At 61.0% G+C, this 24,685-nt stretch carries 22 protein-coding genes and 1 rRNA gene; 14 read left to right on the top strand and 9 right to left on the bottom strand.

What is annotated here, in order from left to right; translation table 11 throughout:
• Positions 1 to 587: 587 nt before the first annotated feature.
• Positions 588 to 851 (top strand): hypothetical protein, encoded by a 264-nt coding sequence (locus H8K20_RS13675; RefSeq protein WP_207721584.1) that lies wholly within the window; start codon positions 588 to 590, stop codon positions 849 to 851.
• Between the two features lie 917 nt (positions 852 to 1,768).
• On the opposite strand, the gene H8K20_RS13015 is transcribed toward H8K20_RS13675, so the two are convergent.
• Both H8K20_RS13015 and malQ read right to left on the bottom strand, forming a co-directional pair.
• Complete coding sequence (locus H8K20_RS13015) at positions 1,769 to 3,493, bottom strand: phospho-sugar mutase (RefSeq protein WP_154867181.1); 1,725 nt, start codon at positions 3,491 to 3,493, stop codon at positions 1,769 to 1,771.
• A gap of 168 nt (positions 3,494 to 3,661) precedes the next feature.
• A complete protein-coding gene (gene malQ / locus H8K20_RS13010) occupies positions 3,662 to 5,209 on the bottom strand; it encodes a 4-alpha-glucanotransferase (RefSeq protein ID WP_186488707.1) in 1,548 nt (515 codons plus the stop codon).
• 309 nt (positions 5,210 to 5,518) lie between these two features.
• Between malQ and rrf the strand changes: the two genes are divergently transcribed.
• The 5 genes from rrf to H8K20_RS12985 all read left to right on the top strand — a co-directional run bounded on the left by rrf (position 5,519) and on the right by H8K20_RS12985 (position 8,880).
• Positions 5,519 to 5,635: ribosomal RNA gene (rrf, locus tag H8K20_RS13005) — 5S ribosomal RNA — on the top strand.
• Between the two features lie 148 nt (positions 5,636 to 5,783).
• Positions 5,784 to 6,383 carry a chromate transporter gene (locus tag H8K20_RS13000; protein WP_186488706.1) on the top strand — a complete coding sequence of 200 codons (600 nt, stop codon included), beginning with the start codon at positions 5,784 to 5,786 and terminating at the stop codon, positions 6,381 to 6,383.
• On the top strand, positions 6,380 to 6,979 hold the full coding sequence (locus H8K20_RS12995; protein WP_105204460.1) for a chromate transporter: 600 nt from the start codon (positions 6,380 to 6,382) through the stop codon (positions 6,977 to 6,979). Before H8K20_RS13000 ends, H8K20_RS12995 begins: the two co-directional genes overlap by 4 nt.
• A 335-nt stretch (positions 6,980 to 7,314) precedes the next feature.
• Positions 7,315 to 7,872 (top strand): hypothetical protein, encoded by a 558-nt coding sequence (locus H8K20_RS12990; protein ID WP_154866464.1) that lies wholly within the window; start codon positions 7,315 to 7,317, stop codon positions 7,870 to 7,872.
• Between the two features lie 42 nt (positions 7,873 to 7,914).
• Entirely contained in the window at positions 7,915 to 8,880 is a 966-nt protein-coding gene (locus H8K20_RS12985; RefSeq protein ID WP_186488705.1) for a DUF308 domain-containing protein, read from the top strand.
• 132 nt (positions 8,881 to 9,012) lie between these two features.
• Here H8K20_RS12985 and H8K20_RS12980 read toward each other — a convergent pair whose 3' ends face one another.
• Entirely contained in the window at positions 9,013 to 10,185 is a 1,173-nt protein-coding gene (locus H8K20_RS12980; protein ID WP_186488704.1) for a PatB family C-S lyase, read from the bottom strand.
• A 391-nt stretch (positions 10,186 to 10,576) separates the two neighbouring features.
• On the opposite strand from H8K20_RS12980, the gene H8K20_RS13670 reads away from it, so the two are divergent.
• The 8 genes from H8K20_RS13670 (at position 10,577) to H8K20_RS12935 (ending at position 18,012) form a co-directional block, all read left to right on the top strand.
• Positions 10,577 to 11,848: an HAD-IA family hydrolase gene (locus H8K20_RS13670; RefSeq protein WP_207721583.1), complete on the top strand. Its 1,272-nt coding sequence runs from the start codon at positions 10,577 to 10,579 to the stop codon at positions 11,846 to 11,848.
• 867 nt (positions 11,849 to 12,715) lie between these two features.
• Complete coding sequence (locus H8K20_RS12965) at positions 12,716 to 12,886, top strand: hypothetical protein (RefSeq protein WP_164998155.1); 171 nt, start codon at positions 12,716 to 12,718, stop codon at positions 12,884 to 12,886.
• Positions 12,887 to 13,076: 190 nt separating this feature from the next.
• Positions 13,077 to 13,970, top strand: coding sequence for an MBL fold metallo-hydrolase (locus H8K20_RS12960; protein ID WP_105204464.1), 894 nt, complete (start codon positions 13,077 to 13,079; stop codon positions 13,968 to 13,970).
• Between the two features lie 72 nt (positions 13,971 to 14,042).
• On the top strand, positions 14,043 to 14,840 hold the full coding sequence (locus H8K20_RS12955; protein ID WP_164998156.1) for a substrate-binding periplasmic protein: 798 nt from the start codon (positions 14,043 to 14,045) through the stop codon (positions 14,838 to 14,840).
• Between the two features lie 109 nt (positions 14,841 to 14,949).
• Positions 14,950 to 15,630 carry an amino acid ABC transporter permease gene (locus H8K20_RS12950; protein ID WP_105204466.1) on the top strand — a complete coding sequence of 227 codons (681 nt, stop codon included), beginning with the start codon at positions 14,950 to 14,952 and terminating at the stop codon, positions 15,628 to 15,630.
• On the top strand, positions 15,623 to 16,354 hold the full coding sequence (locus H8K20_RS12945; RefSeq protein WP_105204467.1) for an amino acid ABC transporter ATP-binding protein: 732 nt from the start codon (positions 15,623 to 15,625) through the stop codon (positions 16,352 to 16,354). The genes H8K20_RS12950 and H8K20_RS12945 overlap by 8 nt, the downstream gene beginning before the upstream one ends.
• 121 nt (positions 16,355 to 16,475) lie before the next feature.
• Complete coding sequence (locus H8K20_RS12940; RefSeq protein WP_105204468.1) at positions 16,476 to 16,955, top strand: CD225/dispanin family protein; 480 nt, start codon at positions 16,476 to 16,478, stop codon at positions 16,953 to 16,955.
• Between the two features lie 325 nt (positions 16,956 to 17,280).
• On the top strand, positions 17,281 to 18,012 hold the full coding sequence (locus tag H8K20_RS12935; protein ID WP_164998157.1) for a GntR family transcriptional regulator: 732 nt from the start codon (positions 17,281 to 17,283) through the stop codon (positions 18,010 to 18,012).
• Positions 18,013 to 18,421: 409 nt separating this feature from the next.
• Here the strand turns inward: H8K20_RS12935 and H8K20_RS12930 are convergent, their stop codons facing one another.
• The 6 genes from H8K20_RS12930 to fabF all read right to left on the bottom strand — a co-directional run bounded on the left by H8K20_RS12930 (position 18,422) and on the right by fabF (position 23,717).
• The gene (locus H8K20_RS12930; RefSeq protein ID WP_105204470.1) at positions 18,422 to 19,225 is read right to left on the bottom strand and encodes an acetyl-CoA carboxylase carboxyltransferase subunit alpha; all 804 of its coding nucleotides are present in this window, start codon (positions 19,223 to 19,225) and stop codon (positions 18,422 to 18,424) included.
• Between the two features lie 15 nt (positions 19,226 to 19,240).
• Entirely contained in the window at positions 19,241 to 20,080 is an 840-nt protein-coding gene (gene accD, locus H8K20_RS12925; protein ID WP_186488721.1) for an acetyl-CoA carboxylase, carboxyltransferase subunit beta, read from the bottom strand.
• Between the two features lie 8 nt (positions 20,081 to 20,088).
• Positions 20,089 to 21,468 (bottom strand): acetyl-CoA carboxylase biotin carboxylase subunit, encoded by a 1,380-nt coding sequence (gene accC, locus H8K20_RS12920; protein WP_154866456.1) that lies wholly within the window; start codon positions 21,466 to 21,468, stop codon positions 20,089 to 20,091.
• Between the two features lie 26 nt (positions 21,469 to 21,494).
• The gene (gene fabZ / locus H8K20_RS12915) at positions 21,495 to 21,929 is read right to left on the bottom strand and encodes a 3-hydroxyacyl-ACP dehydratase FabZ (RefSeq protein ID WP_105204472.1); all 435 of its coding nucleotides are present in this window, start codon (positions 21,927 to 21,929) and stop codon (positions 21,495 to 21,497) included.
• A 68-nt stretch (positions 21,930 to 21,997) separates the two neighbouring features.
• Complete coding sequence (locus tag H8K20_RS12910) at positions 21,998 to 22,444, bottom strand: acetyl-CoA carboxylase biotin carboxyl carrier protein (RefSeq protein WP_186488703.1); 447 nt, start codon at positions 22,442 to 22,444, stop codon at positions 21,998 to 22,000.
• Positions 22,445 to 22,481: 37 nt separating this feature from the next.
• Entirely contained in the window at positions 22,482 to 23,717 is a 1,236-nt protein-coding gene (fabF, locus tag H8K20_RS12905) for a beta-ketoacyl-ACP synthase II (protein ID WP_105204474.1), read from the bottom strand.
• Positions 23,718 to 24,685: the final 968 nt, after the last annotated feature.

Genomic DNA, 24,685 nt, shown 5'->3' with positions numbered 1-24,685 from the left:
TAATTACCTCCGCCACCACTGTGCAGCGCCCAATAGTGCCGCTTTTTTCCCTCCCGATCATCTACAGATATACCCCCAACCAAACAATATACTGCTCTTAAAAAGACCTCCCAACACGACAAGCGCGCCCACCCAGCCGGCCCTCTGTGCACGATATGAATCGTCAAGCCGGCAAACTGCCCGCTGCTGCCTGTTGCTGCCCACCGCTGCCTGCTGCTGCCCACCGCTACACACTACCGCCCGCCGCTGCCTGCCCAAACCAGAGTAACTCTCTATGGAGAACTACGGCCAACTGTAACCAAGGCCTCTCGGGGGCCCCGCTTCAACGCCACAGCTCTATTCCCATAAAGCGCCATATTTCCACATAAAGCAATATGGCAATACAGCAATACAGCAATACGGCCATAGCGCCCCTGCAAAATTTCCATCGCCTATATTGTCTATGCGGCCTATGCAGTCTGTGCGGTTTCTGCTGCCCACCCCGCAAAAAGTCTCGCCTTCGCCCATCTTTCCCGTGGCTGCCCAGCAAAAGATCTGTCGCCATCCCCGCCGCACTCAAAGCCATGGCCCGCCGGGCCTGTACAGAGTTGGGTAAGAGCTATCAAGACAGTCGGCTCATCGTGGCCCACATGGGCGGCGGCATCACCGTCGGCGCCCACCATTACGGGCGGGTCATCGACGTCAATGACGCCACGATGGGGGAGAGCGCCTTCACCTCCGAGCGCAGCGGGCGCTGCCGCTGGTGCCGGTCATCGACATGTGTTTTTCGGGCCAGTACTCCCGGCAGGAGATGGTGGATCTCATCACCAACCAGAGCGACTCTGCTGCACGGTTACACGATGACACGATGACAGTATCTTGTGCGCGTCCCTGGTCATACTCTATAAACGCGCATACATACATGCCCATGCTTAGCGCTGCGGCGTCGCTCTTCGCCGGTATCTCAACACGGCACGCCCCAGCATCCGGCTTTTGCCACACTGCTCTGCTTGTCAAAACGGCCATAAGATCATTTCAAACCGGCTCTCCTGTACATCTGTGGCTGCCTGGGTAATACCCACCGCCAAAGTTATAAAATTGTCCTGCGTATCATTTACCACCGGTACCGAATTATGGCCGCCTCCCCAAAACTGGCTCCACCAGCCCAACACCGCTCTATAAAACCCCATCCCCATCCGCATACACCTCTCCCACTTCCTACATCAGCGCCGTCCACCAAAATTCTCTGCCAAACTGCCTGTTGTCCGCCATGTGCTCTGCCTTTGGCTCTGCCGTCAACTTTTTCTGCGCTGCCTTTTACCGCAGTTGTGTACAAGGTGACGTTTCTCTCCCTGCTCGCAGTGTAAGACGTATGTACAATCACTTTCAGCCGCCCCCCAACCCCCTATAAACGTAAAAATACCCACAGCTGCCCCTAAGTAAACTCCGCCCAACGGCAGTAAAGCCGTACACGGCGCACAGCACACAACATACAGTAAACAGACACTGTACACTGTATACAGTACACAGTACACAGTGTACAGCCCCCAAGCACGCAGCACCGTGCAGCCCACAGCACACCTCATCCTCGCCCGGCAGAATATGACCCCGTACCCCACATTTATCCAAACTGTTGCACCCATGCCGCACCACATCCCACAATACATAGCTGGTCGCCCCGTCCCGCAAGTCCTCACATGATCCCCCCTAAAAAATACCTATCTTTCTCCAGCAAAAAAAGCAGTGCCGGCCGGCACTGCTTTTTTAGGATCAGGTATCTTTACAAAAACTACTTGGTCAGCTCATCCATCAGCTGGGTCACTGCCGCCACCACCGCGTCAAACTTGGCTTTGGCCGCCTCAGCAGTCGCCCCGTGGGCCGACACATAGGCTTTCAGCTTGGGCTCGGTGCCCGAGGGGCGCAGAATAAAGCTGGCGTCGTCCAGCGTGTAGGCCAGCACGTTCGATTTGGGCAGAGTCAGTGCCGTCTCGGCGCCGCTCTGCAGGTCTACCGCCTTTTGCAGCTGGTAGTCGGCCAGCGCCTTCACCGGCATCCCGCCGATCTCCTTGGGCGGCTGGTCGCGCAGTGTCTGCACCGCGCCGGTGATCTTGGCGATGCCCTCAATGCCGCTCAGCGTCTTCGACAGTACCGTCTCGTTGTAGGTGCCGTATTTTTTGTACATCTCCTGCATGGCGTCATACAGGGTCATACCCTTAGATTTGTAGTAGCAGGCCATCTCCACCACCAGCATCGAGGCGATGCAGGCGTCTTTGTCCCGCACAAAGGTGCCGCTCAGGCAGCCGTAGCTCTCCTCAAATCCAAATAAGAAGGTCCCCTTGCCGGTCTGCTCGGCCAGCTTGATCTGCTCGGCGATAAACTTAAAGCCGGTCAGCACGCTGCGCATCTCCACCCCGTAGCTGGCCGCCACCACGTCGGCCATCTCGGTCGATACGATAGAGCGCACCACGAACTCGTCGCCTTTAAAACCCTTTGCCGCCGTCTGCGACAAAATGTAATCCATCAGCAGCACGCCGGTCTGGTTGCCGGTGAGCACCTTAAAGCTGCCGTCTCCCTGCCGCACCGCCACACCCAGACGGTCGCAGTCGGGGTCGGTGGCAAACATCATGTTGGCGCCCACCTCGTCAGCCAGCTTGGTGGCCAGCGAAAAGGCGTTGGGGTCTTCCGGGTTGGGGGCCGAGACGGTGGGGAATTTGGGGTCCGGCAGCTCCTGCTCCTTCACCACGCTCAGGTTTTTGATACCCAGACGCTCCAGCACGGTGCGCACCGGAATATTGCCCGAGCCGTGCAGCGGCGAGTACACCACCTTCAGCGAATCCCGCTCCTGCTCGATGACCGCCGGGTTGTAGCACAAACTCAGCACATCGGCGTAGTACTGCTCGTCGATCTCCTTGCCGATATACACCAGCAGCCCCTTTTCCAGCGCCTCCTTTTCGTCCATGCCCACAACGGCGAACGGGTCGTCGATGGCGTCGATAAAGCTGGTCACAGTGGCGGCGTCCTCCACGGCCAGCTGGCCGCCGTCCTCGCCGTACACCTTATAGCCGTTATACTGGGGCGGGTTGTGGCTGGCAGTGATCACCACGCCGGCAGCACAGCCCAGCTTCAGCACTGCGTACGAGAGCTGCGGCACGCTGTGCAGGCAGTCGTACAAATAGGCCTTTACCCCGTTTTGGCACAGTACCAGCGCCGTCTCCAGGGCAAATTTGTCACTGTAAAGGCGCGAGTCATAGGCGATGGCCACGCCCTGCTCCTGCTTGCCGATCTTGTTTACATAGTCGGCCAGCCCCTGGGTCGAGCGCCGCACCGTAAACACGTTCATGCGGTTGGTCCCCAGGCCGATGGTGCCGCGCATACCGGCGGTGCCAAACTCCAGGTACTGGTAAAAACTGTCCTCGCACAGGGCCTCGTCGGCCTCCAGAGCGTCGATCTCCGGCTGGTACTCGGTGCCCGCCAGCGCGGTCTTCCACTGTTTATAAACGTCGGTGTAGCGCATATCTATTCCCTCCATGCTCTCTTCCATCGGCTTTTAAGCCGCCGGTCTCGCGGGCGCCTGCCCGTGTGGTCTCGGTCTATCGGGCCGGTCCTGTCCCGCGCCCGCAGTCGGGTGCGGTCGGTCCGGCTATCAAAGCGGCAGCGCCGCCTTTTCTACACGTTTAAAAGCTTACCTGTCCGCCCGCTCAAAATTTGGCCGATTATGGCCCCCCTCGCCGGCAGACTGCTCCTTTTCGGGCACGATCCGCCCGTACAGCTCGGTCATCTGCCGCAGCTGCGCCTGCAGCGCCGGGGTCAGTTGCCCCTCCCGCAGCCGCCAGGTCCAGTTGCCGCTGGCCGTCGAGGGCGTGTTCATCCGCGCCTCGCTGCCCAACCCCAACAGGTCCTGCACCTGCACGATGGCCAGATCGCACACGCTCTGCCAAGCTGCCCGCAGCATGCTGTCAGCCAGCAGGCGGGGCTGGGCGGCGCCCAGGTATGCCTGTGCGTGCTGCAGCGTCTTGCGCGGCGCAGTGGCGATCCACCCGGCCAGAGTGTCGTTGTCGTGGGTGCCCAGGTACACCACGCTGCCGGGGGTGTGGTTGTGGGGCAGGTACAGGTTGTCCGGCCCGTCGCCAAAGGCGAATTCCAGCACCTTCATACCGGGAAAGCCGGTCTCCTCCAGCAGCTGCAGCACATCGTCGGTGAGCACCCCCAGGTCCTCGGCCACGATCGACACCCGTCCCAGCTCGGTGACCACCGCCCGAAAGAAGTCGAGTCCCGGCCCTTTCTCCCAGTGCCCGCCGGCAGCGGTCCGGTCCCCGTAGGGGATCGACCAGTACCCGGCAAAGCCGCGGAAGTGGTCGATGCGCAGCAGGTCAAACAGCGAAAACGCCACCCGCAGCCGCTCGATCCACCAGCTGTACTGTTCGGCGGCCATCTGTTCCCACCGGTACAGCGGGTTGCCCCACAGCTGTCCGGTGGCCGAGAAGTAGTCCGGCGGCACCCCGGCCACCGCCGTGGGCCGCAGCTGCTCGTCCAGGCAAAACAGCCGGCTCTGGGCCCACACGTCGGCCGAGTCCAGCGCCACGTAAAGCGGCGTGTCGCCAAACAGCAGCACCCCTTTTTTCCCCGCATACCGCTTCAGGCGGGCAAACTGCTTAAAAAACAGGTACTGGATGTACACCGCGCAGTCCACCTGCTCCCGCAACAGCTGCCGGTAGTGCTCCAGCGCCTGTGGCTGCCGGCTGCGGATATCCTCCGGCCAGGTGTACCACGGCTGCTGGTCAAAGTGGCGCTTCAGCGCCACGAACAGCGCGTAGTCCGGCAGCCAAAAGGCCTGCTCCTGCAAAAAAGCATCCACCTGCCGGCGGTCCCGGTCGCGCCCCCGCTGCCAAGCCAGCTGCAGCACCGCCTGTCGGTGCCGGTAGATCTGCTGGTAGTCCACCCGCTGGGGGTCGTCCCCCCAATCAAAGTCGGCGTAGTCCTCAATATCCAAAAGTCCCTCGTCGGCCAACATATCCAGGTCGATAAAATTGGGGTTGCCGGCAAAGGCGCTGGGCGACTGGTAGGGCGAGTCCCCGTAGGTGGTGGGGCCGATGGGCAGCATCTGCCAGTAGCGCTGCCCGGCGCCGTGCAAAAAATCTATAAATCGGTAGGCGGTGCGCCCCAGCGTGCCGATACCCTGTGGGGCCGGCAGCGAGGTGATATGGCACAAAATGCCGCTCGCGCGTTCCATACGGTGATGTCAGCTCCAATCCGTGGCCAACTTCATAAAAACGCATAAAATCCAATGGTGTAATTGTACTGTATGCACTAAAAATGGCTGGCTAAAATTCTTATATTTGTATAGAATATTGTACGGGTTTCTACCGCGTAAGTCAATAAGTCGGGCGCATTTTTTGTCCGCCTCCCAAGCAAGCTCAAGCAGACCCAAGTTAGGCCCCAGCGCTGTCCGCCCGCGTTGCCTTTCAAAAAAAGTATTGACAACAGCCCTGCCGGCCGCTATACTATATTTGTATGTGCAGGGTAACAAAGCCCCCGCACTGCTGGTGTTGATAACGCATAGGCCCCACCTGTTCCCATCCCGAACACAGAAGTTAAGCTATGTCGTGCCGAAAATACTTGGCGGGAAGCTGCCTGGGAAAATAGGTAGATGCCAGCACGCACCGATAGCCCGCTTTCTAAGCGGGCTATTTTCATGTCTGTACCCGCGCCCCACCGCCGCCGGCCGCTCCCGGCCGCACGGTGTCCGCGGCACCCGCTGTTTCGGTAAAAAAGAGGAAGTCAAACCCAAAAAAGGAGAGGATCACATGAAAAAGCCCCCCGCGAAACCCGCGCAGCCCGCACAGCGCGCCCCCGGCATACTGTGGACGCTGTTTTCCACCTTCTTTCGCATCGGCCTGTTCACCTTCGGCGGCGGCTACGCCATGATCCCGCTCATCCAGCGCGACGTGGTCGAGAACCACCGGTGGATAAACGACGACGAGATGCTCGACATGATCGCCATCGCCGAGAGCACGCCCGGTGTGCTGGCGGTCAACTCGGCCACCTTCGTGGGCTACAAAGTCGGCGGGTTCCTCGGCGCCGCGCTGGCTACCATCGGTGTGGCGCTGCCCTCCTTTTTCATCATCTCGCTCATCGCCGTGTTCTACGCCCAGTTCCGCGCCCTCACCTGGGTGCAGTACGCCTTTATGGGCATCCGCGCCGGGGTGGTGCTGCTCATCCTCAACGCGGTGGTCAAGCTCTCCAAAAATCTCAAGAAAAACGCCTTTAATATCATCCTCATTTTAGCCGCCTTCGCGCTGGCCGCCTTCACCGAGATAAGCACCATCCTCATCCTCATCGGCGCGGCCATCTGCGGCCTGGTATTCAGGCTGCGGGCCATCAAAAGCGGGGAGGTGCAGGAATGAGCATCCTCTTAGAGCTGTTTTTCACCTTTTTTAAGATCGGCCTGTTCACCTTCGGCGGCGGCTACGCCATGATCCCCATGATCACCCAGGAGGTCACCGCCCGCGGCTGGATGCCGCTGTCCGGCGTGGTCGACTTCATCGCCGTGTCCGAGTCCACCCCCGGCCCCTTCGCGGTCAACATCGCCACCTTCGTCGGCACCGAGTGCGCCGGTCCCATCGGCGGCATCTGCGCCACGCTGGGGGTCATCCTGCCCTCGTTCATCATCATCCTCATCGTCGCCAAGTGCTTTATGACGGTGCAAAACGACCCCCGTGTCCGCGCCGGTCTGGCCGGCCTGCGCCCGGCAGTGGTGGGCCTCATCGCCGCCGCCGTGTTCTCGGTAGGCAAAACCGCGCTCTTGCACCTCGATGCGGTGTTCACCGGCCTCGAGGGCTTTTTCACCGACTTTCTCAACTGGCGGGCGGTGCTCATCTTTATCGTCATGTTCGTCATCACCCGCTTAAAAAAGCTGCACCCCATCGTGGTGGTGCTGCTCTCGGGGGCGCTGGGCTGCCTGCTCTTCGGCGTGCTGCCCATGTTCCTGCCCATCACCTGATCGGCATTTTGCCGTGTGGGGCGCGTGTATTCGGTATCCGAGCACGCGCCCCACTCTTTCTGCCCCGCTCCTGGTCCGTTCCTGGTCCACTTCAGAGCTGCCCCAGACCTGCCCCCGCCCGCCTTTTGCCCCCCTCACCCAACGCCCCCATTTAGGCCCCGTCTGCGCCCCTCTCAGCTCAAGGCGGCCGCGTTTTGTATTTTTTGCGGCAAGTCGTAAACATTTCTTCAGAATTTTGCGCGGGAAAACGAAATGTTCGCCGCCTATACTGAATACAGAACAAAAGAAGTAACCGCCCGGCGGTGACCGGTGCGGCGCTGAGAGGAGCATATATCATGTATCAAAAAAAATCTGGTTTTCTCGCCGGCCTGTTCTCCATCGTCCCCGGCGCCGGGCACATGTACCTGGGGCTCTCTAAAAAAGGTGCCTCGCTCATGGCGCTGTTTTTCGCCGACTGCTTTCTTTGCAGCATACCCGGCCTGCACCTGCTGTGGCTGGGCATCCCGGTCATCTGGTTTTACAGCCTGTTCGACGCGGTGAACAAATCCAACCTCACCCTGCAACAGCTCTCCTACTGGAAGACCCAGGATAAGTTCTTGTTCGAGGATCTCATCGGTCACGGCCAGCAGCCGCAAAACGCCCACAAGGCCCGCCTGATCGCCGGCTGGGGCCTGGTGGTGTTGGGGGTGTACGCCGTGTTCTACAACTTCCTGCGCCCCTTCCTGTGGGATCTCTACGACCTCATTCCCTGGCTGTACGATCTGCTCTGCAACATACCCGCCGTGCTCTTTAGCCTCGGTCTCATCGCGCTGGGCGTCTACCTGGTGCGCAGCACCCGCCAAAAAGCGGGTAAAGACCAGTCCGCCCCCGGCGGCCCCCAATGCGGGCAGTAGCGGCAACAACCGGCAAAACATGAAAAGAGGAGGCATTTACTTATGGATCAGCCCAATAACGAAAACTTCCAGCAGCGACCCGATCGACCCACTCAGCCCACCCAGCCCACCCAGTCCACCCAACCCACGCAGAGCGAACAGCCCACCGGCGCCCCCGGTCAGGGTGCCGCCCCTGCCGGCGGCCCCCAACCCGGCCCTCAATCCGCTCCCCAGTCCGGCCCCCGGCCCGGTACTGCCGGCCCGTCAGCCCCGCCTGCCGGGGCCTACCGGCAGCCCGCCGCCGTGCGGGTCCCGGCCAAACAGCCCACCCGCCGCGTCGGCACCCTAACGCTGGGGGTGGCGCTGGTGGCCATCGGCGTCGCCGCTATCCTGAGCATCGTCGATCCCAAGTTCACCATGGGCACCTTCTTAAAATTCTCCCCCGCCGTGCTCATCCTGCTGGGGGCCGAGATCATCGTCTACAGCTTTGTCTATAAAAAAGAAAAATTCCGCTACGACGGCCTCAGCATCCTCTTTTCTCTGCTGCTGGTGCTGGGCAGCGTGGGCGGCAGCGTCGCCGGCACGCTCTGGGACGAGTACGGCCCCGCCCGGTACGAGGCCCAGCAGCAGCTGGAAAAAGACGTCTACAACCAGCTGTATAACCAGGTGGCCGACGCCAGCGACGTCTGGGACGTGGATGTCTACACCAATCTCTACCGGCTCAAAGACGGCAAAGTGCCCACCCTCGACGAGCTCAAAGACAGCACCAACATCCACGTGAACGTCACTCTGCGCAGCGGCTACGCCAACGCGCAGGAGTTCGCCACCGCCTGCCGCGGTATCCTCGACCGCTTCCAAAAGACCGGCTTGCCGCTCTTCTCGGTCGACTTCTACTCCTATAATAACAGCGATGAGACTTCCGGCTTCGAGCTGGAGCTGGCCGGCGACCTGCAGATCAAGATGGGGGCCGATCAGCTGGCTCTCAAGGTCCACAACGTGGCCGACGACTACACCGACTACGAGGACTGACCGCCTCGATCCCCCACTGGCAAAACAGAGCGCCCGCCCAGGAGAACAGAGATCGTTCTCCTGGGCGGGCGCTCTGTCTTTGGCCGGCCGTCCCATTGGCCGCCGGGCGTCGGCCGGCGCCTGCCCTGGGGCCTACTGTGCCCCCAGGGCTTTTACCGCCCGCTCTATGCGCGCCAGCGCCTCCTCTAAGGTGGCCCGGGCACAGCCGATATTGATGCGCTCAAAGCCCACCCCTTCCGGGCCGTAATCCTCGCCCCAGGTAAGGCCCACCTTGGCCCTCTCTAAAAACAGCGCCCGCAGCTCTTCTGGCGGCAGCCCCAGCTGTCGGCAGTCGATCCACACCAGGTAGCTGCTCTCCGGCCGTATCACCTGCAGCGCCGGTATGTGCGCCGCTATGTACTGGCACAAAAAGTCCAGGTTGCCCGCCAAATAGGCGCCCAGCTCGTCCAGCCACTGGTCGCATGCGGGGCTGTAGGCCGCCGTCATCGCCGCCACACTAAAAATGTTGGTGGCAAAATCCATCGAGTAACCGCCCATGGCCGCGGCAAACTGCTCCCGCAGCCCCTCATCGGCGATCAGCACCGTGGCGTAGGTCAGCCCCATGATGTTATAGGCCTTGCTGGCGCTGGTGATCAGCACCGCGATTTTCTGCGCCCGCTGGCCAAGGCCCAGTATCGGGTGGTGGGCGTGTCCGTCAAACAGCACGTTCGAGTGCACCTCGTCGGCCACCAGCACCGCCCCGTAGGCGTCGCACAGCTCCACCAGCCGCTGCAGCTCCCCGGCCGTAAACGCCCGCCCGGTGGGGTTGTGGGGGTTCACCATAAAATAGATCTTGGGCCGGTACTGCCGCAGCTTCTCCTCAAAGTCGGCAAAGTCGATGGCGTAGTGCCCGTCTTTTAACACCATGGGGTTGGTCACCATCCGGCGCCCGGCGCAGTCGATGATGCGGGCGATCGGCGAAAAGTGCGGTGCCTGCACCAAAACGCAGTCTCCCGGCTGCGAGTAGGTGTCGATACACATGCGTGCGGCCACCCATACCCCCGGCGCGTTGAGCACCCACTGGGGCTCTATATGGCAGCCAAAGCGGCGGCCATACCAGCCGGTCACCGCCCGGTAATAGGCCTCGGGCTTGGCGTAGTAGCCGTACATGCCGCTGTCGGCAAGGTCCAACAGCGCCTGTCTAATGGCCGGGGCCGAGGCAAAGTCCAGGTCTGCCGTGCCCATGCACAGCACCGCCGGGTCCGGCTGGTTCCACTTCAGCGAGCCGGTGCCGCGCCGGTCGATGGGCCGTGAAAAGTCAAACACAGTATCTCCTCCTCTATATAAGTGGTGTTTACCGCTTTACTATAGCACAGCGCCGGCGGTTTGTAAACGCGCCCCAGTACGGCCGGCGCGCCCTCGACTCAGTCCGACCCAGCCCGACTCAGCCCAACTCAGCCCAACTCAGCCAAGCCCCGATCCGGCCCCAACATTGCCCCGCCCGGTCCGGCCCCAGCGCGGCACATGCCCCTGTAAGCCCGCCCCAAATCCGCCCCAAGCCCGCCTCGAGCCGCCCCCAAACCACCCCCCAAGTCAGCACCAGACCAGGCTACGGCCCCGCCTACCGCTCCCCGCCGCGCTTGTGCGGCCCGCCGGCGCCGTGGTATACTGGCTGGTGCCCGCCCGTACACCGCTCTATCCAGCAAAGGAGTCCTTTATGGCCGATCTGCTACAAGGTAAAAAAGCCGTCATCTTCGATATGGACGGCACGCTCATCGACTCCGTCGGCATCTGGAACCAGGTCGACGCGGCGCTGATCCGGCAGCTGGGCGGCCCCCAGCTGTCCGAGCAGGCGGTGCTGCGGCAGCGCGACGATCTGCTGCGCCGCTACAGCCACCGCCCCCAGCCCTATCTCGACTACTGCTGGCAGTTGGGCGCGCTGTGTCACAGCCCGCTCAGCGCCCGGCAGATACACGATCTGCGCTACCAGATCGCCGGCGACTTTCTGGTCTCGCAGGTAGACTACAAGCCCGGCGTCCCGCTCTTTTTGGCCCAGCTGCGGCAGCGGGGCCTGCTGCTGGCCATCGCCACCACCACCAAAAAGACCAATATGGATATCTACCGCACCAAAAATAAAAACCTGCTGGCCAAAGCCCCGCTCGACAGCACCTTCACGGTCATCTACACCCGCGAAGACGCCGCCCAGCTCAAGCCCCATCCCCAGATCTATCAAAAGGCGGTGGCCGGTCTGGGCCTCGCTCCCGCCGACTGCCTGGTGCTGGAGGACTCGCTCATCGGCGTGCAGGCCGCCAAAGCCGCCGGCTTGCAGGTCGCCGCCATCGCCGACCGCTACGCCCAGCACGAGGCAGAGCAGATCGCCGCGCTGGCCGACTGGCAGTTCGGCGACTACTTTCAGCTGCTGGCCGCCATCCGCGACAGCGCCCCCCGCGGCGAACTGCCGCCCTGTATCCGCCCGCTCACCGCAGCCATGCTGCGCCCGGGCCTGTTTGCCGGCTTTTCCCGCCGCCAGCTGGTCACCGACTGCTGGCGCCGCGAGGCGGGGCACTGGGCGGTGCGCCGCTGCCCCTTTATCGACCAGTGGTCCCCGTCAGACTACGGCTATCTGGTGCAGTGCCTGCAGGGCACCTTGCCCGGCGGCGGAGCGGTGTACGGCGCCTTCATCGGCGGCCGGCTGGCCGGCTTTTGCTCGGTCGAGGGCCCGCTCACCGGCAGCCGCAGCCAGTTCAGCGACCTCACCAGCCTGCACGTCTCGCAGGACCGGCGCGGCCGCGGCATCGGCCGTCAGCTCTTCGCCCAGGCCGCCGCCTTTGCCCGAACAAGAGGTGCCGAGGCGCTGTATATCTCCGCCCACTCCGCCGTCGAGACCCAGGCCTTTTACCGGGCCATGGGCTGTGTCCCCGCCACCGAGGAGCTGGCGTGCCACACCGGTCCCGAACCCTTCGACTGCCAGCTCCAGTATGCGCTCTAGACCGTATCGCACCCGGTGCTGCCGCCCGCAAAAAGTTTTGCCGCCCGCACCCCGCAGCCCTGCTGCCGGCGGCGTCAGCCCATCACCGGGCGTTTTAAAGGCCCCGCACAAGCCCCATATAAGCCCCACACAGGCGTAAAAACGCGCTATAATGTGTAGGGGGTAGGGGCGGTGAGCTCCCCGGCCCCCACCCACTGCCGGCTCTTGCTCCGGCGGTCCGCCGCGGCCGGTCGGTCGGGGGTGGTCGCGCTGTGGTCCGCCTCTGTCTGCGCTGCCGGCGGTGCTCGCCCGCTCCGGCCCTAAAAAAGAGCCTCGCATGCGGGCCGCGGGCCCCCATCCCAGCGGCCAAAAGGGCTAAAACAGCATAAAAAAAGGCCGAGTTTACAATTTCGTAACAATTTGAACAGCCGTCAGCAGCACTTCACCGCGCAGTGCTTTCTCTATAAAACCGCATACCTATGCGCTTTTTGTCGGTCCCTGCCCGCCGCCACCGCCGCTGTCGCCCACAAAAACACCGTTTACCCGTCCGCCTGCCCACCTGCCCACCTGTCCACCTGCGCCCCCGCCCGGTGGAGCGCCAACTTATTTACCCATTTACCGGTCGGCCCCCTCAGCCCCCCAGCCCCCTCAGCACGCTCCACCAGCCATCCGGCCGACAGTCCACAGTGAACAGTCCACAGTCCACAGTCTACAGTCTACAGTTCACTGTAGACGGCATACAGTAAACAGTCCGTCAGCTCACCGGCTCCGCGCTTTGTGCCGCCTCGCGGCAACCTGACCGGCATCAGCCAGCACCGGTCAGCACCGGCCGGAATTGGACCAAATAGATCGTCTCCCGCCGTCCGAGCGGGGGAGAGGAGGATACCAATGTTCGAACCCATCTACTACACCGTGCAGGATATCCGCGGCGACTACGCCATCCTGCTAGACCAAAACGGCATCGAGAACACCGTGGCTATGGCCCTGCTGCCGCCGGGCGTCGACGTGGGCGACGCACTGGTCTACGAAATGCTCTCCTACCGCATCCAGCAGCCATAAACGCTGCATGAATATGCATATTTTCTGGCGTAAATGTATAAAATGGGCATTGTGTACAGATTTAAAACAAAAATAATCCCGAGTTGTTGCAACATTTTTGAAAAATAGGGTAGACATTTGCCGTTTCTGTGCGTATAATTATACATGCACCTTACAAAAGGCGCACAGCACCGATTAAGGAGGAGCACAGATGTCTGAAATGATCGCCGACGCTGTACAGCCCAAGGCCTGGTACAAAGCACTGCCCCGGCCGCAGTACAGCACTCTCACCAAGGTAGACCAGCCCGAGGCATGGTTCGATGTCTATAAGCTCGACCACGACATCTTCGCCATCTATGAGCAGGGCCACTTCCAGGAAGTGATCTCCTATCTCATCCTGGGCGGCGAAAAAGCCATGTTGCTCGATACCGGCATGGGCATCGGCAACATCAAAAATGTCGTCGACGCGCTGACCGACCTGCCGCTGGTAGTCGTCAATACCCACACCCATTTCGACCATATCGGTTGCAACCACCTGTTCGAGCTGGTCCACGTGCTCGACCACCCCGGCGCTGTGCGAAGAATGAAAGAGGGGCTCACCCACGAGGAGGTCGCCGACAATTTAAAAGACGACTCCACCTGGTACCCCTATCCCAAAGAGTTCGATCCCGATACCTACCACATCGAGCCCTGTAACTTCACCACCATCAAAGAGGGCCATGTGTTCGACCTGGGCGGCAGAACGCTCACCGTGCTGTCCACCCCCGGCCACTCGCCCGACAGCCTCATGCTCGTCGACGAGCAAAACAAGCTGCTCTTCACCGGCGACACCTTCTATCCCGCCACCCTCTACGCCCACCTCGACTCCCACGACGGGCTCAAGTCGGTACAGAGCACCTACCGCCAGACCATGGAGCGGCTGGCGGCCCAGTACAGCGACTATACCCTCATCTGCTCCCACAACGAGCCGCTGCGCCCCGGCAGCGTGCTGGGCCAGGTGGCCAAGGCCTTCGCCCAGATCGAAAACGGCGAGGTCGACTACCAGATCGACGCCGAGGGCCTCAAAAAATACACCTTCGACGGCTTCTGTATCGTCACCGTGTAAGATCCCCCGGAAAAACAGGTAAACTGAGCGGCCATGTGCCGCATCCATATAAAAAGAGGAGAGAGTACACTTATGAAAACCATGAAAAAACTGGCCGCCATGCTGGCTGCCTGCGGCATCCTGCTGTCGCTGGCCGGCTGCGGCGACAAAGACAAGACCTTCACCGGCAAAGCCTACGAAAAAGAGATCATGACCCCCGGCGAGATCGTCGTCGGCATCTCCGCCGACTATCCCCCCTACGAGAGCATGGGCACCGACGGCAAAGTAGAGGGCTTCGATGTCGACATGGCCAACGAGCTGGCCAAGTACATGGGCGCCGAGGGCAAAGACGTAAAAGTCACCTTTAAGAATATGGACTTCTCGTCCATCATCACCGCCCTGCAGTCCGGCCAGATCGACGTGGGCATCTCCGCCTTCACCTATGACCCCGAGCGCGACTGCCTGTTCTCCGATCCCTACCTGATCTCCGAGCAGCTGGTGGTGCTGCCCAAGGGCTCCACCGTCAAGAGCCTCGACGAGCTGTCGGGCAAAAAGATCGGTGCCGGCACCGGCACCACCGGTGAAAAGGCCGCCAAAGAGAACATCTCCGGCGCCGAAGTCACCAGCCCCGGCGACTACACCGTCATGTTCGAGGCCCTCAAAAATGGCGCTCTCGACGCGGTGGTCTGCGACGGCCAGGTGGCCAAAAACAACGCCGAGGCCAACGGTTTCGTCATCATGGAAGAGCCCCTGGTAAAAGAGGAGAACTCGGTCATCGTCAAAAAGGGCAACGACGAGCTGCTCAAAGAAGTAAACGAAGCTGTCAAGCAGTTCAAGGCCTCCGACGCCTATGTCGAGCTGCAGCAGAAATGGGGCCTGACCGAGGCCTAGAGCAAAAGTCAAAAAACACAGCAGGCAGGCGGCGGGCAGGGCCCGTCACCTGTTTTCTGCTGTAAGGCCCCTTCGCCAGCCACCGAAAATATACGAGAGGAACTGTCTTATGGAAATGATTCAGAAGATCGTCACCGCCGAAAATCTGATCTTCATGCTCAAGGCGGCCGGTCTGTCGGTGGTCATCGCCACCGCCTCGCTGCTGTTCGGCACCATCCTGGGCGTGCTCGGCGCCGCCGCCAAGATCTCCAAGAGCAAGCTGCTGCGCGGCATCGCCACCGTCTACGTCGAGGTCATCCGCGGCACCCCTATGATGCTGCAGATCCTGTTTTTCTACCTGGGCGTCCCGGCCATCATGCGGGCCATCACCGGCACCCCAATAAACCCCAGCGTCTACCTCATCGGTATCGTCGCCATCAGCATCAACTCCGGCGCCTACTCCACCGAGCTCATCCGCTCGGCCATCCAGGCCGTCGACCGCGGCCAGTGGGAGGCCAGCAAGTCGCTGGGCCTCTCCTACGGTAAAATGATGCGCTACATCATCCTGCCCCAGGCCTTCAAGCGCATCGTGCCGCCGCTGGTCAGCGAGTTCATCACCCTCATCAAAGATTCCTCGCTGCTGTCCACCATCGGCGTGGTCGAGCTGCTGCAGAGCGCCAAGGTGCTGGGTGCCCGCTTCTACAACTACGTCATCCCCCTACTGCTGGCGTCGGTGGTCTACCTGGCCATGACGCTCACCATCTCCCACTTCTCAAAACGCCTGGAGAGGAGGCTTGCAGAAAGTGATTAGTCTGCGCCATATCACCAAAAAATTCGGCCAGCTCAAGGCCGTCAGCGACGCCAGTCTGGAAGTCGAGAAAGGCGAGATCATCTGCCTTATCGGCCCCTCTGGCTCCGGCAAATCCACCTTCCTGCGCTGTATCAATGGCCTGGAGGAGCCCGAGGAGGGCGAGGTCTACATCGACGGCAAAAAGGTCGATACCAAGGCCAAAAACCCCAAAGAGCTCGAGCAGATGCGCGCCAAGATGGGCTTTGTGTTCCAGCACTTCAATCTCTTTCCCCACCGCAGTGTACTCGATAACCTCACTCTGGCCCCCATCCAGGTGTTGGGCGTCTCCAAAGAGGAGGCCGAAAAGCGCGCCCGCGAGCTGCTGGCCCGGGTGGGCCTGGCCGAAAAGGCCGACGCCTATCCCGCCCAGCTCTCCGGCGGCCAAAAGCAGCGGGTGGCCATCGCCCGCAGCCTCTGCATGGAGCCCGAGATCATGCTCTTCGACGAGCCCACCTCCGCCCTCGACCCCGAGATGGTCGGCGAGGTGCTCGACGTCATGAAAGAGCTGGCCCGGGGCGGCATGACCATGGTGCTGGTCACCCACGAGATGGGCTTTGCCCGCGAAGTGGCCACCAAGGTGCTGTTTTTAGACGAGGGCCAGATCCTCGAGCAGGGCACCCCCAAAGACATTTTCGAAAATCCCCAGCACCCCCGCCTGCGCGAATTTTTGAGTAAAGTTCTGTAAAAATAGTAGTATTTCCCCGACAAAACTGATACACTAAAATTAAGGACTTACCGGGCGCCTGGCGCCTGCACCAGTCTGTGGCCCGGCCTGCCGGGCGCATATCAGAGGAGGAGTGACCACTGTGATTACCTGTAAAAATTGCGGCACCACCATGCCCGACGGGGCAGCTTTCTGTACCACCTGCGGCGTCCCGCTCGATGCCCAGGACCAGCAGTCTCAGCAGCAGCCCCCCATCTACAACCAGACCCCCGCTCCCGGCGGCGAGCAGCCGCAGTGGAGCACCCCGCCCCAGCAGCCCCCCATGCAGCCCCAGCAGCCCTACATGGGCGGCCAGCCCCCCATCAAGGGCACCATCTACCTGGTGTTCGGCATCCTCACCACCCTGCTGTGCTGTCTGCCGCTGGGCATCCCGGCCATCGTCTTTGCCACCAAGATCGACCAGATGGTCGCCATGGGCAACATAGCCGGCGCGCAGGAGGCAGCCAAAAAATCGCGGCTGTTCTCCATCCTGGCCGCAGCGCTGGGTCTGCTGGCCGTTATCATCTACTTTGTCTTTGTGGTCGTGGTAGGCGTCAGCATCGGCGGCGGCTACTACTACTGATCGCACCGGTAGCTACATAAGATCGCCCCTTTTAAAAGGGATAGATAGCGCCCGACAAAAGCCCCCTGGCCGGCAAACGGTCAGGGGGCTTTTTGTCGCCTGTTCGGGCATACAGGCAGCGCCCGCCTGTCCCGTGCCAATGTCACAAGCTGTTTTAAGATCATTTTATAAATATTATGAAAATACAGCGAAATACGCAGGTGAAATAACAAATATGACAAAAAAACATAAAAATTTATGGAGAGAATATCGCTAGATATCCACCGCCAGATTGCGCTATAATAATACCAAATACTGAGGTAGCATGTCTAAGGGGGGCAGTGGTGTGGAGCGGAGCTTTCTGTACAACAAGATCAAGCAGGACATCATGGAGCAGATCGAGCAGGGTCTCTATGTGACGGGCGATAAATTGCCCAGCGAGGCCCAGCTGGTGAGCGAGTACGGCGTCAGCCGCAACACCGCCAGCCGCGTGCTCAACGATCTGGTCACCGAGGGGTACGCCAAGCGCCATCAGGGCAAAGGTACCTTCGTCGACAACCAGAAGATCACCCAGGATCTCTCCTACGTCCGCAGCATCTCCAGCATCTTCGAGCAGAACAAAAAAGAGTCCACCAGCCAGGTGCTGGCCTACGAGGTGGTCGATCCGCCCGCCCATGTCAAAAAGTTTTTGCAGCTGCAAGACGGCGAAAAGGCGATTCGCGTCTACCGCATCCGCTACGCCGACAAAGTGCCCGCCCTGCTCAACGAGACCTATCGCAGCCACCCCCGCTTCGGCAATGTGCTCCACTACGACCCCACCACGGTATTGTCTTACGGCTACCTGCGCAAGATCAAGCACATCTACCCGGTCCACACCGAGGAAACGCTCGAGATCACCTTCTTAAATCCCGACGAGGCCGGGTATCTGGGCCAAAAAGCCGGCACCCCCGCTTTTCTGGGCCGCAGTCTCACCACCGACAATACCGGCCAACCGCTGGAGGTCTCCAAGACCATCTACCGCGCCGATATGTTCCGTTTTGCCTCCCACCTGAGCGAGGCCCCCAAAACCGAAAAGTAGCCGCCGCAAACGGCCACCCAGCTGTGTAGGATCGCGTGTCCGCACAGCTTTTTATATGATCCGCATGCCTGCCTCTCCCGGTCCCGCAGCGCCCCGCTGTCCGCCCCGTATCTATATGGGGAGCCGCCGGGTATTGCCGAGCACTGCTGGGCGGCAGTATCATAGGGCCTTGACAGCCTGCCGCCGGCGGCGTATCGTAGATATGGTCAGGTGCCATCGTGGCGGCACCTCGCGCCCGGCTACTGGGGAGATGCAGCTCCTCAGTAGCTCTTTTTTATACCTGCCGCCACTTGGTGCCACTGCTCGCGGATCTTTTCTCCGCCACCGGCCGAAAAATTTGACACCACAACAAAAAACAGGCCGGCCCCACTGGGGCCGGCCTGTTTGGCGCAGATATCTCAAATTCTGTTTAGTTGCTGGCAAATACGCCCATACCGCGAAATTTGCGGTAGCGGTTTTCCAGCAGCGTCTTGGTGCCCAAAAAGCTAAAATCCTCCAGCTCTTTTTCGATCACCTGCCGCAGCTCGATACAGGTGCGGGCGGGGTCGGTGTGGGCGCCCCCCTTGGGCTCGGGCACGATGCCGTCGATCACCCCAAACGAGAGCAGGTCCGGCGCCGTCATCTTTAAGAGCTCGGCGGCCTGTTCTTCCTTGCTGGGGTCCTTCCACAAAATGCTGGCAAACCCCCGGGGCGATATCACCGAGTACACGGCGTTTTCCAGCATGTAGATCTTGTCGGCCACCGCCATGGCCAGTGCGCCGCCGCTGCCCCCCTCGCCGGTGATGATGGTCAGCACCGGTGTCTTTAAAAACATCAGCTGCTGAATGCTCTGGGCTATCGCGTGCCCCTGTCCGCGCTCCTCGGCCCCCACACCGCAATAGGCGCCGGGGGTATCCACAAAAAAGATCACCGGGCGGCCAAATTTTTCCGCCTGCTGCATCAGCCGTATCGACTTGCGGTACCCCTCCGGGTGGGGCATGCCAAAGTTGTAGCGGATGTTCTCTTCGGTAGAGTTTCCTTTGCGGTGGCCGATCACCGTCACCGCCTTGCCGCCAATGGTACCAATGCCCCCCAGTACCGCCGGGTCGTCGCCGTATGCCCGGTCGCCGTGCAGTTCTATAAAGTCCTCAAACAGGGCCGATACATACTGGTCGATGTTGGGGCGGGCAATATTTTTGATGAGCTGCATGCGCTCAAATGCCGATTTAGACATAATTTCCGCTCCCCCCTACTTGTGATGGCCCACATGCAGCGCCAAAATGCGCTGCAGCGTCTCTTTGAGTTCCCCCCGGGGCACGATCTTGTCTACGAACCCGTGGTCCTGGGCAAACTCGGCCGACTGAAAACCCGCCGGCAGCTTGCTGCCGATAGTCCCCTCGATGACCCGCCGCCCGGCAAAGCCGATCACCGCCCGCGGCTCGGCCAAAATAATGTCGCCCTGCATGGCAAAGCTGGCCGTCACTCCGCCGGTGGTGGGGTCGGTGAGCACAGTGATGTAGAGCAGGCCCGCCTGGCTGTGCTTGCCCGCCGCCGCGCTGACTTTGGCCATCTGCATCAGTGAAAAGATCCCCTCATGCATCCGCGCCCCGCCCGAGGCGGTGAACAAAACTACCGGCAGCTTTTTGCGGGTGGCGTACTCAAACAGCCGCGCCAGCTTTTCGCCTACCACACTGCCCATCGAGGCCATCAAAAAGCGGGCGTCCATCACCCCAATGGCCACCGGCATACCGCCGATCTTGGCGCAGCCGGTCACTACCGCCTCGGTCAAGCCGGTCTGTTGGTGCAGGTTCTCGATCTTGTCGGTATAGCCTTTAAACTTTAGGGGGTTGAGGGTGCGCAGCCGCCGGTCGTGCTCTTTAAAGCTGCCCTCGTCGCAGAGCATCTCGATGCGCTGCGGCGCCGACATGCGGCTCTGGTGCCCACACAGTGGGCACACGTACAGGTTGCGTTGGTAATTTTCGCGCAGCACCTCGTTTTTGCACCGCTTGCACACCACAACGTCTTTGGGCTGCTCCACCTCCGGCACGCCCTCCAGCTCCTTGGCGATGTTGCGGTTTTTCTTAAACATGTCTAAGATCACTGTGCATCACCTCCATCGGGCTGGCTAAAGCGCGCCAGCAGTTGACTGCGCTCCAAAAAATTGGTGTCGAAATCGCCGGCGGCAAACTGGGGCGCATGGATGATGGCCATGGCCAGGTCAATGTTGGTGGTGACCCCCTCGAACAGGTACTCTGACAGCGCCCGTTTCATGCGGGCGATCGCCTGGGCCCGGTCCTCCCCATAGCAGATGAGTTTGGCCAGCATGCTGTCGTAGTAGGGGGGGATGCGATATCCCTGGTACACCGCCGAGTCCACCCGCACCCCGGCGCCGCCGGGCACGTTGAGCCCGGTGATCTGGCCGGGGCAGGGGGCAAAGTTGCGGTAGGGGTCCTCGGCATTTATGCGGCACTCGATGGCGTGGCACAGCGGCCGCAGCTGGTCCTGGCGCAGCGGCAGCCGCTCACCGGCGGCAATGCGTATCTGCTCGCGGATCAGATCCAGCCCGCACACCAGCTCGGTCACCGGGTGCTCCACCTGGATGCGGGCGTTCATCTCGCAGAAGTAGTAGTTTAAGTCGCTGTCCACCAAAAACTCCACCGTGCCGGCGCCCCGGTACCCGGCCTGCTTGGCCACCCGCACCGCGGCGTCGCCCATCTCCTGCCGCAGTGAGGCACTCAGCAGCGAGGAGGGGGCCTCCTCCACCAACTTCTGGTGCCGCCGCTGGATGGAGCACTCCCGCTCAAACAGATGGATAGTGTCGCCATGAGCATCAGCCAGTATCTGAAATTCGATGTGGCGCGGGTCCGCCACGAATTTTTCTACATACACGCGGCTGTCGCCGAACGACATGCCCGCCTCGGCGGCGGCATTTTGAAACTCGTGCTCCAGGTCGGCCGGGTCATCCACCTTGCGAATGCCTTTGCCGCCGCCGCCAGAGGCGGCCTTGAGCATTACCGGGTAGCCGATCTCACCGGCGATGGCGGCCGCCTCTTTGGCTGTAGAGACCGCGCCGTCGCTGCCGGGGGTCACCGGTACGCCGGCCTTTTTGGCGGTGTCGCGGGCGGCCACCTTGTCGCCCAGCAGGGCGATAGTGTGGGCGCTGGGGCCAATAAAGGTAAGACCACACGCCTCGCAGGCAGCGGCAAAGTCGGGGTTCTCCGACAAAAAGCCAAAGCCGGGGTGGATGGCCTGGGCGCCGGAGCCCTGGGCGGCGCCGATGATGTTTTGGATGTTCAGGTAGCTGTCTTTGGGGGCCGGCCCGCCAATACATACCGCCTCGTCGGCCAGAGTAGTGTGCAGCGCATCGGCGTCGGCGGTGGAGTACACAGCCACGCTGGTGATGCCCATATCCCGGCATGCGCGAATGATGCGCACTGCGATCTCGCCCCGGTTGGCGATGAGAATTTTATCAAACATAAGTGGGGACCTCCCTGGGTATGTGATCAGCCGATGGCAAAGGTGAGCTCGCCGTAGGCGGCCCGTTTCCCGTTGACGTAGGCTGTGGCTTTGCCGATGCCGATGGGGCCCCGGCGCTTGACGATCTCGACTTCCAGGTCCAGTGTGTCGCCGGGCAGCACCTTCTGCTTAAAGCGGGCGCCGTCGATGCCGCCGAAATAGCCGGTCTTGCCCTCGAATTCCGGCAGCGACAAAATGGCCACGGCGCCGGTCTGGGCCAACGCCTCGATGATAAACACCCCGGGCATCACCGGATTGCCGGGGAAATGCCCCTGAAAAAAGATCTTGTCGGGGGTGACGTGCAGCCGCCCCTTGGCGCGCACACCGGGCTCTAACTCGGTGATCTCGTCGACTAAGAGCATGGTGTCCCGGTGGGGAATGATCTTTTTGATCTGCTCTTGATCTAGCAGTATATCGCTCATATCTGTAACCTCTCTTTATAAAACAGCCGCTGTCTCGTGCTTTTGGCACACCAGCCCGGGCCGGGCCGCTACTGGATGGCCATGACCACCTGGTCGTACTCCACCAGGTCGCCGTTTTGGCAGAAGATGCGGGCGATCTTGCCGTCGCAGGGTGCTGTTATCTCGTTGAGCATCTTCATGGCCTCGATGATGCACAGAGTATCGCCCTTTTTCACCTCTTGGCCCACGGTGGCAAACGGCGGGCTCTGGGGGTCGGGGGCGGCGTAATAGGTGCCCACGATGGGTGAGCGCACAGGGGTGCCCGGCACCTCGGGGGCGGCGGGGGCCTCCGGGGCCTCTTCAGCGGCGGCCGGCACCGCGGCAGCTGCCGCCGGTGCGGCCACAGCGACCTGTTTGGGGGCAAACTCTACCGAGAAAGAAAATTCATCGGCAGTAAAGGAGAGGGCTGTGGCCCCCTCGGCCTTAGCGCGTGAAAGCAGTTCCAGCGCTGTCTCTTTGGCAATACGAATATCCATACTACAGTTCCTCTTCTCTCCTGGTATCCGCCGGCAGTCAGCGGTATTTTCTCACCACGATGGTGGCGTTGTGACCGCCAAAGCCCAGCGAGTTGCTCATGGCCGTCTCCACCGCCGTGTGCAGCGCCGTGCCCGGCACGTAATCCAGATCGCACGCGGGGTCGGGCTCTTTTAAATTGATGGTGGGGGGGATGACGTCCTCGGCCACGGCCATAGCGCAGACAATGGCCTCAATGCCGCCGGCGGCCCCCAGCAGGTGCCCGGTCATCGACTTGGTCGAGGAGATATGTACCTTTCTGGCCGCCTCCTCGCCCAGCGCCAGCTTGATGGCGTTGGTCTCGTACTTGTCGTTGATGGGGGTGCCGGTGCCGTGGGCATTGATGTAACACAGCTCCTCCGGGGCCAACCCCGCCTCCTGCAGCGCCAATTTCATGGCCATGCTGGGCGCCTGGCCGGTGGGGTCGGGGCTGGTGATGTGATAGCTGTCTGAGGTGCTGCCGTATCCGGTGATCTCCCCCAAAATGGTGGCGCCGCGGGCGGTGGCGTGCTCTAAGCTCTCCAGCACCAAAATTCCCGCGCCTTCCCCCATTACAAAACCGGCCCGCCGGCTGTCAAACGGCAGCGAGGCGGCGTCGGGATCGGTCGACTGGCTCAAAGCGTGCATGTTCGAGAAACCGGCCACCGCAATGGGCACGGCGCAGCTCTCGGCGCCGCCGGCTACCATCGCATCGGCGTAACCGTGCTTAATGGTGCGAAACGCCTCGCCGATGGCGTGGGTGCCGCTGGCGCAGGCCGTTACCGGACAAAAACTGGTGCCTTTCAGCCCGTACTTGATGGATATCTGAGCCGACGCCATATTCGAGATCATCATGGGGATAAAAAACGGCGACACCCGGCCGGGGCCCTTGGTAAAGATCTTCTCAAACTCGTTTTGGAAGGTCTCGATGCCGCCGATCCCGCTGCCCACGATCACCCCAAAGCGGTAGGGGTCGATATTGGCGCTGTCCAACCCGGCCTGCCCCATCGCCTCGGCGGCGGCGGCCATGGCCAGCTGGCAGTAGCGGTCCATTTTGCGGGCCTCTTTTTTTTCGATAAACTGGGTGGGGTCAAAATCTTTTACCTCGGCAGCCAAGGTGGCCTTATAGCCGTCGGTATCAAAGCGAGTAATGGGGCCAATGCCGTTTTTGCCAGCCACCGCCGCATCAAAAAAGTCGCGCACGGTGTTGCCGATAGGTGTAATGGCACCCATACCGGTGATGACTACACGGTTCATATGTTTTTCCTCCTGCATATAGGGTGTGCCGCTCTGCCCGGCCGTACCTGTGCGGCAAGATCAGAGCACAAAGACCGTCGTTTTTGCGGGCCGCTTTAGCTGCGGCGGCCCATCTATCTGTTGGGGGTATGGAACATATAAAGACAGTTGCCGGCAAGGCGTCGCTGCCACTGCCCTTTAATAATTGTGTGTCCTATCAAATTCTATCCCCTGCGCGCCTGCCGCGCCGCGCAAGCGGCGGGAGGGGCTTGGCCCCGAGAGCATATCTTGCGCTTTTCGCACTGCCTGGCGGGGATATGAGACAGACCAGACAAAATAAGTCTTATCTGACCGGTCGTGCGAACAGCATCTTCCAAAGGCCCCGAGACCGCAAGAAATGCGTTGCCGCGCAAGCGGCGGGAGGGGCTTGGCCCCGAGAGCATATCTTGCATTTTTCGCACTGCCTGGCGGAGATATGAGACAGACTAGACGAAATAAGTCTTATCTGACCGGTCGTGCGAACAGCATCTTCTAAAAGCACCGAGACCGCAAGAAATGCGTTGCCGCGTAAGCGGCGGGAGGGGCTTGGCCCCGAGAGCATATCTTGCGCTTTTCGCACTGCCTGGCGGGGATATGAGACAGACCAGACAAAATAAGTCTTATCTGACCGGTCGTGCGAGCAGCATCTTTTAAAAGCACCGAGACCGCAAGAAATGCGTTGCCGCGCAAGCGGCGGGAGGGGCGTAACCCCGAGAGCATATCTTGCACTTTTCGCACTGCCTGGCGGGGATATATGACAGACCAGACGAAAGAAGTCTTATCTGACCGGTTGTGCGAGCAGCATCTTTTAAAAGCACCGAGACCGCAAGAAATGCGTTGCCGCGTAAGCGGCGGGAGGGGCGTAACCCCGAGAGCATATCTTGCACTTTTCGCACTGCCTGGCGGGGATATATGACAGACCAGACGAAAGAAGTCTTATCTGACCGGTT

The organism is Neobittarella massiliensis (ex Bilen et al. 2018), from assembly GCF_014269355.1.
GTDB classification, from domain to species: Bacteria; Bacillota; Clostridia; order Oscillospirales; family Ruminococcaceae; genus Neobittarella; species Neobittarella massiliensis.
The sequence above is the reverse complement of the archived record's forward strand: the minus strand, read 5'-3'. Positions and strand labels throughout refer to the sequence as shown.